This window comes from Massilia sp. BGA-UO-ETr-WB1, assembly GCF_059567845.1.
On record NZ_JCAQOT010000026.1, the window covers coordinates 494,950 to 507,569 of the forward strand.

The window sequence follows — 12,620 nt, forward strand, 5'->3', positions numbered from 1 at the left end:
GCATGGTGCCGGGCCGCCGTCACATGGTGCGGTGTTTCAGCGCCGGCAAACTCTCCCGCACGCTGTCCATGAACAGCGCGTCCACTTCGCCGTGCACCACGCCCTCGCCTTCGGCCTGCACCGCCTTCACCGCGCCCCAGGGGTCGATCAGCATGCTGTGGCCCCAGGTGCGGCGGCCGTTCTGGTGGGCACCGCCCTGCGCCGCCGCCAGCACGTAGCACTGGTTTTCAATCGCGCGCGCGCGCAGCAGGATTTCCCAGTGCGCCTGGCCGGTGGTGTAGGTGAACGCGGCCGGCACCACGATCAGCGACACCGGCCCCATGGCGCGGAACAGTTCCGGGAAGCGCAGGTCGTAGCAGACCGACATGCCGACCTTGCCCACCGGCGTGTCCACCGTGCCGACATTGCGGCCCGGCACGATGGTGCGCGCCTCGTCGTAGGATTCGGTGCCCTTGGTGAAGCCGAACAGGTGGATCTTGTCGTAGCGGCCCACGCGGCGGCCTTGATCGTCGTACACCAGGGTGGTGTTGACCACGCGGGCCGGATCGTCGGACGCCAGCGGCAAGGTGCCGCCCAGCAGCCAGATGCTGTGCTGGCGCGCCATCTCGCTCATGAAGTCCTGGATCGGTCCCTTGCCCAGCGGCTCGGCCACGGCCACCTTGTCGCTGTCGCTCAGCCCCATGATGGCCCAGTACTCGGGCAGCAGCACCAGCTTGGCGCCGGTGCCGGCCGCCTGCGCGATCAGGCGCCGCGCGGTGGCCAGGTTTTCGCCCACGGAAGGCGAGGAAATCATCTGTATCGCTGCGACGGTGTTCATGGGCATGTCCTTATCGAGTCCTTATGGTTTGGCCTTGGCCTGGTCTTTGGCCGCTTCCAGCCTGCCGGTGTCCAGCTTGGTGATGACGGGCGCCTTCCACGGCCCCGTGACCTGCATTTCATAGGTCAGCGCGCGCATCATCGGCTGCGCCAGGAACAGCTGGGCCAGGTAGCTGCCCAGGCCGATCACCGGGTTCACCGCCAGCGCGTACACCAGCGGCGCCGTACCGAGATTGACTTCCGGCATCACCACCACGCGCAGATTGGTCGACTCGTTGGCGATATCGACGGTGCCGTCCATCAGTACAGTAGCGGCGACGCCGTGCATTTTCAAGTTGTCGGTCTTGACGATGCCGCGCGTGATGGCGGCGTTGGCGCTGATGCCGTCGAACGCCAGGCCTTCCGAGAACACGTCGTGGAAGTCCAGCTTGAGCATGCGCGGCAGCGCCTGCAGGCTGAGCACGCCCAGCAGCTTGGCCGCGCCCGGGTCCTGCTTGAGGAACTGGCCCTTTTCCACGTTCATGCTGATCTGGCCCGACAGGCTGGGAATGTCCAGCGAATACGGCAAGCCCTTCCAGGAAATGTCGCCGCTGAGCTTGCCCCTGCCGTTGCGCACGGTGTCGGCGAAACCGAAGCGGTCCAGCAGCTTGCCGGCGTTGGCGATCTCCAGTTCGAAGTTCAGGCTGGTCTGCGGCTGGCCGTCCTTCACCACCCAGCGCCCGGTGCCGTTCAGTTCGCCGTCCGCGTTGGCCAGCGACAGCTTCGACACGCGCCATTCGCGCGAGGCCGCGATCAGCGCGTTGTGGGCCTGCAGCTCCAGGCGGCCCAGCGGCTTGTTGAACAGCTCGAAGCGCTCGGCCACCACGTCCAGCGCCGGAATGGCGGGCTGGGCGGCCTTATTCTCCAGTAAGTCCTTGACCTCGTTGGCCTGCGACTCGGGAATGATGAGCGATGACAGGCGCGCCGTCACCTTGCCCACGCCCTGCCCGGTCGGCGACTCGTTCCACGTGACGTAGCCGTTCACGTGGCGCGAATCGATATTCGCCTGCCACACGTTTTTCTGGTGGCTGACGCCCACCACCACATTGTCCAGCTTGCGCTCGCCGATGATGAGCTCGCCCGCCCGCGCGGCCATCGTGTCGGCCACCACATATTGCGCCGCGTCGGCGCCGCTGCCGCCGCCGCTGCTGGCCGCATCCTTGCCGGCGATGGCTTCGCCCAATGCCAGCCACTGGTCCACGTTGAGCGATTTCACATTAGCCTGCAGCATCATGCCGCTGTCCGGTTCCGGCGCCGGCACGTTCACGCCGATGCCGCCGCGCACCAGTTTCCACGCGTCCTTGCCCTGGCGCTGACGCTGGTAGGCGGCCGCAATGCCGGAGCCGAGCGCCACGCGGATCTCGTCGCGCATCAGGCCCGCCTCGTTGGCGTGGGTGCCGTTCAGCACGAAATGCAGCGGCAGCGTGTCGGCCGCGCCCTTGGCCAGCGGCGCCGGGAAGTCCAGGCCCAGGCCGGCCAGGGTGGAATCGACCGTGACCGAGTAGTGGTGGTCGCGCGCCACCACCAGGCCGCTGTAGCGCGTGCCGCCGCTGAAGTGGCCGGCCACGCGCTGCATCTGCGGCGACGGCCAGGTCTTGCGCAGGCCGTCGGCCGTGACGGTGCCGCCCAGGCGCACCTGGATGCTGCCGTCGCGCTGGCTGCCGCCGGTGATGGAAACCGGGCCGCCGATGAAGTTGCCCGCCAGGTTGTTCAGGTTCACGCCTTTTTCGTTGAATTCGATCTTGCCGGTGGAGCCCGCCACCACAGGCATGTCGTGCCACAGCACGATGTCGTTATTGGCCAGCTGCAGCGAGCCCTGCACTTTCGAATCGTGCATATGGTTCAGCGGCAGCTGCAGCTTGAGCGCCAGCCTGGCGTTGCCGCTGGCTTGCGTCTCGTCGGTGAAATGGCCGATCCATTCCAGCACCGGGCTGGCCGCCACATAGTGCAGGAATTCCTGCATCGGCCCGGCCGCGTTGCCGTCGATCTCCAGCAGGCCGTCGTGCGACGACAAGTCGGCGATGACGGCTTTCACGCCGCTCAGCGCCACGCCGCCGGTGGTGGCCGTGTCGCCCCGGATTTCCATGCGCGTGCGGTCGAACACGAAGCTGCCCTTGATCTTTTCGGCCTGCGGCCACAGCGGCGACTTGCCGTCCTTGGCGTAGAAGCCGGGGTCGTAGTTGAGCTTGCCATTCGTCAGGCGGCCGGCCACGCGGAACTCGCCCCTGGCGCGCTCGGCGGCGGTGGGCACCGGGCCCGCGCTCTTGAACGGGAAATGCGCCAAGTCGCCGCGCAGGCGCAAGGTCACGTCGTCGGCCATGCCGTCCTCCAGCGCGCCGGTGAGCCAGTGGTGCAGGTGTTCCGGAGTTTGCAGCGGCAGGTAGCGGCCGATCTTCTTCAGGTCGAAGCCGTCCAGCTTGCCGGTAAAGTCGGCCACGCCGGCGCTCTTGCCGTCCAGCGGCAGCACATGGCTGCCGGACAGCGAGCCGCTCAGGCCTTCCTGCGCGAATTCCAGGTTGTGCAGGTCGACCCTGAGCTGTTCATTGCCTTCGAACGACCAGCTCATCCGGCCGCGCAGCTTGTCGAACTGCATCGCCGCTTCGGCGAAATAGTCCGGCATCTGCAGCAGCAGCTGGTCGGCGTCCAGGGTGAAGGTGCCGCCCTTCTCGCTCGCTTCCAGGGTGCCGCTCAGGTGTTCGAAACCCGGCAGCGCCGGCATGCCGCGCACCGCCGGGATCTTGCCGTTCTTCGGCTGAGGCAGGCGCGCCGCGCGCGGCCGCAGGCCCAGGCCGTCCAGCTCCGCCTTCACATGGTAGGACAGCAGCGCCGGATAGCTGCCATACCAGGAGGCCGCCACGCCGCGCAGCCGGCCGCTGGGCGCCACGTCTTCCAGCATGGCGCGCTGGCCCTCGTTCAGCGGCAGGCGGCCGGCCAGCGCGGCCAGGGTTTCCAGGTCCAGCACGCTGGCGTTCAGCTCCATGCGCGCCGGCGCCTTGGCGGTGGCCGCCACATAGCGCTCGGACAAATCGGTGGGCGGCAGCTCGAGGCCATCGCGCGTGCGCAGCGAGAAATTGTTCAGCGTCACGCTGTGGCCCAGCACGCCGAACGCGGGCTGGCCGATTTGCAGCGTGGCGGGGATTTCCTCGCGCGCCGAGACCCGGCCGCGCACTTCCACCAGGTCCAGCGGCTCCAGGTCCTTGCCCAGCTGGGCCGTCACGTCGGCCAGGCTGACGTCGGCCGTGAAGCCGGCCAGCTTGGCGTGGTCCAGCTTGATCCAGGCGCGCACCGAACCCATGCCGGAACGCAGGTCGAAGGGGTAATCGATATGCTGCCGCCAGGCGGCCAGGTCGGCCTGGCGCACGTCGGCGTACAGCTCGCCCTGCCACAGGCGCACGTCGGAGCGGCGGCTGGCGAAGGCCGGGTGGACGAAGTCGGCGCGCACGTCCAGCGGGCCGCCCAGCGCGGCGGGCGGGGTGGCGGTCATGCCGAACTGGTGGCGGCGCCACTTGTTGCGCAGCACCAGGCGCATGTCGGCCAGGCTCACCTGCGGCGTGCCGCGCAGCTTGTCGGTCCAGTCCAGCTGGCCTTCGCGGATGACGATTTCACGCTGCGCCAGCAGCCAGTCGGCGCCCTTGCCGTCGCCCTTCCGGTTCAGGTCGATATACACGCCGGCCGCGTACAGCTTGCCGTCCGCCTCGCGCCGCACGTCCAGCTTGGGGCGTATCAGTTCCAGCGATTCGAACCGCACGTCGGCCGCCGCCACGCTCCACCACGACAACGTGGCCGACACGCTGGGCAGCGCCAGCACTTCGCGGCCCTGCGGGTCGCGCAGCACCACGTCGCCCAGGAACAGGCTGGGGCTGAGGCCGGACCAGGAGGCGTAGATGCGTTCAATGGTGACGGGGTTGCCGACCGCGCGGCTGGCCAGGCGCTCGATGTCGCCCTTGTAGTGGTCGATATTGGGCAGCACCAGGTAGCGCAGCACCAGCAGCAGAACGGCGAAGGCAAAGTACACCAACAGGGCCAACTTGACAGTAAAGCCCAGCACATGGTGGGTGGCCAGATTGCAGACGCGATAGGCGGAACGCAGCCGGTGCCAGCGTTCGGCCAAGGGCACGCTGCCTGTCACGGTCTCCTCTGGCGGTTTTTGCATCAATAAGCTAATAATTCGGGCCCGGCGTCAAATAAATCGCTAAAATCGTTTCCAGCCCTGAAGGAGCCTACGCGTTCATTTTACCGCATAGGCCGGTATCCCCACGCTCTGTTTATTACGTTGCAACACTAAGTTACTTTCCCCTTACCTTCCTTTATATGACCGCACCCGCACTGACCTCCGCCTCCCGTTACTACCAGCGCTGGCTCAGCGCCGATCCGGGCCGCGCGGCCAAGGTTGATGCGCTGGCGAAATTATCGCTGGCCGAACTGGATTTCGCCGCCTATCTGGCAAGGGAAGCGGACGTGGGGCAAGAGCAGCCGCTGCCCCTGCCGCGCGCCATGCGCCGCCTGCGCAACCTGCTGGTATGCGGCCTGATCCGGCGCGACCTGGAAGGCCGGGCCGACCTGCACGAGGTGGTGACCGCCATGACCCGCTTCGCCGACTTCGCCATCCGGCAGCACGTGGCGGCGCTGCACGCGGAAATGGTGGCCCTGCACGGCCAGCCCGTCGGCCACGACAGCGGCGAGGAGCAGGAACTGATGGTGCTGGCCATGGGCAAGCAGGGGGGCGGCGAGCTCAACGTGTCCTCCGACATCGACCTGATCTTCGTCTATCCCGAAGACGGCGACACGGCGGCCGGCCCCGGCCAGCGCTCGCTGTCCAACCACGAATTCTTCGTCCGCCTCGGCAAGAAGCTGATCGCCGCCATGGCCGAGATCACCGAGGACGGCTACACCTTCCGGGTCGACATGGCGCTGCGCCCGAACGGCGGCTCCGGCCCGCTGGCCGCCAGCCTGAGCATGGTCGAGCAGTACCTGATCGTGCAGGGCCGCGAATGGGAACGCTACGCCTGGGTCAAGGCGCGCGCCGTCACCGGCAAGCCGGCCGACATCGCCGCGCTGGACGCCATCGTGCGGCCCTTCGTGTTCCGCCGCTACCTGGACTTCGGCGTCATCGACGCCATCCGCAATATGCACGCCCAGATCCGCGCCGAGGTCAACCGCCAGGAGCGGCTGCACCCGGACCGCAGCAACAACGTCAAGCTGGGGCGCGGCGGGATCCGCGAAATCGAGTTCCTGGCCCAGGTGTTCCAGCTGATACGCGGCGGGCGCGACGCCGCCCTGCGCGACCGCTCCACCCGCGCCACCCTGCGCATCCTGCCCGAGAAAGGCTTGCTGAGCACCGACATCGTGCTGCAGCTGCTGGCTTCCTACACCTTCCTGCGCAACCTGGAGCACCGCCTGCAATACCTGGACGACGCCCAGACCCACACCCTGCCGCCCAACGAGGCCGACCAGCTGGTGGTGGCGCAGATGATGGGCTTGCCGGACGTGGCCACGCTGCTGGCGCGGATCGAAGCGCACCGCAAGTTCGTGGCCGAGCAATTCGACGCCATGTTCGCCGAAAAGGTCGCCAACGGCCAGCAAAATGGCCAGCAGGACGGCGACATCGACCCCGCCACCAGCAACGAGTGCGCCGACCCGGACAACCTGGAAGCGATCCAGTCCCGCTTCGCCGCGCTGGGCTACGACGATCCGGCCAGCGCCGCCCAGCGCCTGGTGGCCACCTGGCAGGCGCCGCGCCTGCAGTCGCTGCCGGAAGCGAGCCGCAACCGCCTGGTGTCGCTGGTGAACGCGGCGCTGCCGCTGATCGCCCACACCGCCGAGCAGTCCAGCATCGGCAGCCAGCTGGTGACCCTGGGCAGCCTGCTCGACTTCCTGGAAGCCATTGCGCGCCGCTCGGCTTATTTGTCGCTGCTGACCGAGTACCCGCACACGCTGGAACGCGTGATCCGCATGATGCACGCCAGCGGCTGGGCCGCCAAATTCCTCACCAAGCACCCGATCCTGCTGGACGAGCTGCTGGACGACCGCATCCGCAACGCCGTGTTCGACCCGGTGGCGCTGGCGGCCGAGCTGGACGGCCAGCTGGCCGCCGCCGCCGGCGACACCGAGCGCCAGATGGACATCCTGCGCGAAGTGCACCACGCCCAGCTGTTCCACCTGCTGGCGCAGGACCTGGCCGGCGACCTGACGGTGGAAAAGCTGGCCGACCACCTGTCCGCGCTGGCCGACGTGATCGTGGCCGCCACCGTGCAGGCGGTGTGGCGGACGGTGGCCACCCGCCACCGCGAAGTGCCGCGGTTCGCCGTCATCGCGTACGGCAAGCTGGGCGGCAAGGAGCTGGGCTACATCTCCGACCTGGACGTGATCTTCCTGTTCAACGACGACGACCAGGACGCGCCGGCCCAGTACGCCAAGCTGGCGCAGCGCTTCATCACCTGGATGACCTCGCACACCTCGGCCGGGCAGCTGTTCGACGTCGACATCGCGCTGCGGCCGGACGGCGCCAGCGGCATGCTGGTGTCCAGCGTGCAAGCCTTCGAGCGCTACCAGGACAGTTCGGCCTGGATCTGGGAACACCAGGCCCTCACGCGCGCCCGTTTCTGCGCCGGCGACGCGGCCATCGGCCAGCGCTTCGAACAAATCCGCTGCCAGGTATTGCGCCGCGCGCGGCCGCTGGACGGCGAATTGAAACGCGAAGTGCAGGCCATGCGCAGGAAAATGGCCGACGCCCGCCCCAACCGCTCCGAGCTGTTCGATTTAAAACAGGACGCGGGCGGCATGATCGATATCGAATTCATCGTCCAGTACCTGGTGCTGCAACACGCCGCCACCTATTCCCAATTGACGGGAAATGTGGGTAATATTGCCCTACTGAAAATGTGCGGCGAACTGGGGTTGATTAATCCGGCGCTGGCCGCCAGCGTGGCCGACGCCTACCGCGCTTTCCGTAAATTGCAGCACCAGATGCGTTTGCAGGGCCAGGAAAATGCCCGCGTCGATCCGGCGCGGGTGGCCGCCCATGCCGCGCATGTTATCCAGTTGTGGAAGGAAATATTAGAGTAAGCGCAGTCCCATTCCAACAAAGGAGAGACAAATGAAAATGTTCTTAGGTGGCATCGCAATCAGTTTGGGTTTACTCGCCGCTCCCGCTTATTCGGCGGAAAAAGGCTCGGCCAGCGAAGCGGTGGCCATGGTGAAAAAAGCCGTGGCGCTGATTAAATCCGACGGCAAGGAAAAGGCCTTCGCCGCGATTTCCGATCCGGCCAATAAAGATTTTCACGACCGCGACCTGTATATTTATGTGTACGATTTGAACGGCGTGGCGGTGGCGCACGGGGTGAATCCCAAGCTGGTCGGAAAAAACCTGCTGGACATGAAAGATAATGAAGGCAAAGCCATGATCCAGGAGATGGTGAAAGTGGCCAAGGAAAAAGGCAGCGGCTGGGTGGATTTTAAATGGCCGAACCCGGTAACCAAGGCGGTGGAAGCCAAATCCGGCTACGTGGAGCGCGCGGGCGACTTGCTGGTCGGGTCCGGCATCTATAAATAGCGCAGCAAAAAAACCGAACTCATCCGCTCAAACGCCGCATCCGCGGCGTTTTTTTTCGCCCGTTGCACCGTTTTCTGGCTTGATCGCGCCAGAAGCTGGCACGACGTTCCCAAACGTCCACTGTGGCAGACTTGCAACATTGCACGCGCATCCACAGGTTTTGATACAAAACGCAATAAAGCGGCAAATGGGCAAAACGCGGGGCCAGCCCCTACTAAGTGAATCACTTATCCGCATTGCGCCCCCACGGACGGCCCTGTCAAGAGCCGCTTTGTTTCAATCGCGTTACATACGCACGTTTGACAGGGTTTTCCGCCCAGTGTCTGATAGCCCGATTAGCAATCCCTGAAGGATTGCTAATGCAACAGACACTCTAATAAGGAACATGACTATGTTGATAGAAAAAGCCCTGGCTCGCTCGCTGCGCGTCGTATTCTCCGGAGGCGTGGCCATTGCCGGCTTGGGAATGCTGGCCCAGCCGGCGTTCGCACAAAACGCTGCCGCACCGGCAGCCGCGCCTATCCAGCGCGTTGAAATTACCGGCTCCGCCATTAAGCGTATCGACGCTGAAACCGCCGTGCCCGTGACGGTCGTAAAAATGGATGACCTGAAAAAGCAGGGCATTACCACCATTGAACAGGTCATGGCCAATCTGAGCTCGGTGCAAACCAACCAGGGCACCAGCCAGGTTGTCGGCCTGAGCACCGGCGGCGCGTCCTTTGCGGATTTGCGCGGCATCGGCGCCAATAAAACCCTGGTGCTGCTGAACGGCCGCCGCCTGGCGAATAACGCGCTGGACAGCTCCGCACCCGATTTGAATATGATTCCATTCGCCGCGCTGGAGCGCGTCGAAGTATTGCGCGACGGCGCATCCTCGCTGTATGGCTCGGACGCTGTGGGCGGCGTGATTAACTTTATTACCCGTAAAGATTACACCGGCGTGACCGTTACCGGCGGCATCGATTCCCCGCAAAAGAAAGGCGGCGGTTCGAATAGCGCGAATATCGGCGTGGGCTACGGTAATCTGGACACCGACGGCTTTAATATCTTCGCCATGGGCGACCACCAGGTGCAGCGCCGCATCAAGGGCACCGAGCGCGACTTCAACAAGCGCTACCCGGGCGGCCTGTCGCCGACCACCAGCCCGGCCAACTATTACCAGGACGGCAACAGCGGCAACCCTGCCGCGCCGAACTGCACCAGCGCGCCCAACCTGATCCCGGACGCCACCGGCAGCGGTTGCCAGATGACCACCTCCTCCTTCGTCGACTACATTCCGAAGAGCGAGCGCAACACCGGCCTGATCAAGGGCACCGTGAAGCTGGCCGAGAACCATGAACTGGGCCTGGAATACCTGATCACCAAGAGCCGCATCGGCAGCGAAATCGCGCCGGTGCCATACGGCGGCCTGTTCCAGAACCGCGTGCGTCCGGACGGTTCGCTGAACCCGTTCTACCCAGGCAACCCCGGCTCGATCACCCCGAACGTGCCGCTGAGCCCGACCTACACCGAAGAAAACACCCCGGCCGGCGTCCTGCCTGGCTTCGTGCACGTGAAATGGCGCGACCTGCCGAACGGCTCGCGCGCCGGCGACGACGTCAACCAGCAGCAGCGCTTCGTCGCTTCGCTGCAAGGCACGGTGGCGGGCTGGGACTACGGCGCAGCCTTCACCTATAACAAAAACAAGGTGGCAAGCAACCTGATCGGCTACAGCGACGGCGGCATCATCACCAAGGGCGTGCTGGAAGGCGTGATCAACCCGTACGGCGAGCAGAGCGCCGCCGGCATGGCGCTGATCGACAGCGCAGCGCTGAACGGCAACATCCAGAACGCCAAGGGCACCATGAAGGGCTTCGACGTGCGCGCCAGCCGCGAACTGGGCGACTGGTTCGGCGCCGGCCGTCCGAGCGCGCTGGCCCTGGGCGGCCAGTTCGACAAGCAGGAATTCCACAGCGCAGCGAACACCGAGTACGCCGAGAAGGTCGTGGCCTCCACCGGTATCGACCCGAACACGCTGAACGAAGGTTCGCGCAAGGTCAGCGCGGCGTACGCCGAGCTGAACCTGGCTCTGCTGAAGGACCTGGACGTGACAGCCGCCGTGCGTTACGACAAATACAACGACTTCGGCAGCACCACCAATCCGAAGTTCGGCTTCCGCTACCAGCCGACCAAGACCGTGCTGCTGCGCGGCTCCTACTCGACCGGCTTCCGCGCGCCGTCGCTGTACGAGATCAACTCGGCCCAGACCTACACCAACTCGAACCAGTATGACGATCCGGTCAACTGCCCGGGCGGCACCCCGATCCCGGGCAAGCCTGCCGCGGCCAACTGCCAGCAGCAGTTCCAGACCCTGACCGGCGGCAACAAGGCCCTGGCGCCGGAAGAGTCGAAGAACTACGCGCTGGGCGTGGTGTTCGAACCGGTCAACAACCTGTCGGTCGGCCTGGACTTCTGGAAGCTGCAGCTGGAGCACCAGATCGGCCAGCTGAACCAGGACGACGTGTTCGGCGACCCGGTCAAGTACGCTTCGCTGTACCACCGCACGGCGGCCGGCAACCTGGCTACCGACGGTTCGCAGTGCCCCAACCCGCTGACCTGCGGCTACATCGACCTGCGCACCCAGAACCTGGGCGGCGTGAACACCGACGGCCTGGACATCAGCGTGAACTACCGCTGGCGCTCTGCCGACTACGGCAACACCACCTTCTCGCTGAACAGCACCTACGTGCACAAGTACGAGTACCAGAACAGCGACGGCGGCGAGTGGCACCAGAACGTGGGCATCTTCTCCGGCACCGGCCCGATCTTCCGCTGGCAGAACAACGCCAATATCAATTGGACCAAGGGCATCTGGGGCGCCGGCATTGCAGCGCACTCGAAGACCGGCTACATCGACCAGGATCCTGAATACCGCGTCGCTTCGTACACCACCTGGGACGGCTACGCCACGGCAGCCATCCTGAAAGGCCTGTCGGTGACCTTCGGCGTGCGCAACCTGTTCGACCGCACCCCGCCGCTGTCCTACCAGACCGAGACCTTCCAGGCTGGCTACGACCCGCGCTTCACCGATCCAAAAGGCCGCACCTACTACCTGCGCGCCACCTACAACTTCTAATCCTTTAGAAGCAAAAAAACCCTCCCGGACTTGCGTCTGGGAGGGTTTTTTTATGTCAGAAGCCAATTATTTTGCGTTCATCAGCGCCACGGTGGTGTCCAGCATGCGGTTGCTGAAGCCCCACTCGTTGTCGTACCACGACGATACCTTCACCAGGCGGCCCGACACCTTGGTCAGGGTCGAATCGAAGTTCGACGACGCCGGGTTGTGGTTGAAGTCGATCGATACCAGCGGTTCGGTCTGGTAGGTCAGCACTTCTTTCAGCGCGCCTTCAGAAGCGGCCTTCATCAGTGCGTTCACTTCGTCCACGGTGGTGTCGCGCGAGGCGATGAAGGACAGGTCGACCAGCGACACGTTGATGGTCGGCACGCGGATCGCGAAACCGTCCAGCTTGCCGTTCAGCTCAGGCAGCACCAGGCCGACCGCGGCGGCGGCGCCGGTCTTGGTCGGGATCATGGACATGGTGGCCGAACGGGCGCGGCGCAGGTCTTCGTGCATCACGTCGGACAGCACCTGGTCGTTGGTGTAGGCGTGCACGGTGGTCATCAGGCCGTTTTCAACGCCGATGGCGTCGTTCAGCGGCTTGACCAGCGGCGCCAGGCAGTTGGTGGTGCAGGAAGCGTTCGAGATCACGGTGTCGGTGGACTTCAGCACGTGCTGGTTCACGCCGTACACGATGGTCGCGTCCACGTCCTTGCCGCCCGGCGCGGAGATGATGACTTTCTTGGCGCCGCCCTTCAGGTGGGCCGAAGCCTTTTCCTTGGTGGTGAAGAAGCCGGTGCACTCCAGCACCACGTCCACGCCCAGGTCGCCCCATGGGATTTCAGCAGGGTTGCGCTGCGCGAACACGCGGATCACGTCGCCGTTGACGATCATGTTGTCGCCGTCCACCGTCACGGTGCCCGGGAACTTGCCGTGCGCGGTGTCGTAGCGGGTCAGGTGCGCGTTCGACTTGGCGTCGCCCAGGTCGTTAATGGCAACGATCTGGATGTCTTGCTTCTTGCCGCCTTCGTAGAAAGCACGCAGTACATTACGGCCGATGCGGCCGTAGCCATTGATTGCTACTTTGATCGTCATACTAAGCTCCTGATGAATAAA

The 12,620-nt window shown here is 65.1% G+C and carries 6 protein-coding genes; 3 read left to right on the forward strand and 3 right to left on the reverse strand.

All coding sequences use genetic code 11. The annotated features are described in order from the left end of the window. Positions 1 to 19: 19 nt before the first annotated feature. Together AC56DV_RS24630 and AC56DV_RS24635 are read right to left on the reverse strand one after the other, a co-directional pair. Positions 20 to 817 (reverse strand): carbon-nitrogen hydrolase family protein, encoded by a 798-nt coding sequence (locus AC56DV_RS24630; protein ID WP_496316847.1) that lies wholly within the window; start codon positions 815 to 817, stop codon positions 20 to 22. Between the two features lie 21 nt (positions 818 to 838). Then, complete coding sequence (locus tag AC56DV_RS24635) at positions 839 to 5,008, reverse strand: YhdP family protein (protein ID WP_496316848.1); 4,170 nt, start codon at positions 5,006 to 5,008, stop codon at positions 839 to 841. Between the two features lie 158 nt (positions 5,009 to 5,166). On the opposite strand from AC56DV_RS24635, the gene glnE reads away from it, so the two are divergent. From glnE to AC56DV_RS24650, 3 genes are all read left to right on the forward strand, one after another. Beyond that, complete coding sequence (gene glnE, locus AC56DV_RS24640) at positions 5,167 to 7,920, forward strand: bifunctional [glutamate--ammonia ligase]-adenylyl-L-tyrosine phosphorylase/[glutamate--ammonia-ligase] adenylyltransferase (RefSeq protein WP_496316849.1); 2,754 nt, start codon at positions 5,167 to 5,169, stop codon at positions 7,918 to 7,920. A gap of 31 nt (positions 7,921 to 7,951) precedes the next feature. Next, entirely contained in the window at positions 7,952 to 8,407 is a 456-nt protein-coding gene (locus AC56DV_RS24645; RefSeq protein ID WP_496316850.1) for a cache domain-containing protein, read from the forward strand. A gap of 391 nt (positions 8,408 to 8,798) precedes the next feature. After that, a complete protein-coding gene (locus AC56DV_RS24650; protein ID WP_496316851.1) occupies positions 8,799 to 11,522 on the forward strand; it encodes a TonB-dependent receptor in 2,724 nt (907 codons plus the stop codon). A 66-nt stretch (positions 11,523 to 11,588) separates the two neighbouring features. On the opposite strand, the gene gap is transcribed toward AC56DV_RS24650, so the two are convergent. Next, positions 11,589 to 12,599, reverse strand: coding sequence for a type I glyceraldehyde-3-phosphate dehydrogenase (gene gap, locus AC56DV_RS24655; protein ID WP_028833731.1), 1,011 nt, complete (start codon positions 12,597 to 12,599; stop codon positions 11,589 to 11,591). Positions 12,600 to 12,620 lie beyond the last annotated feature (21 nt).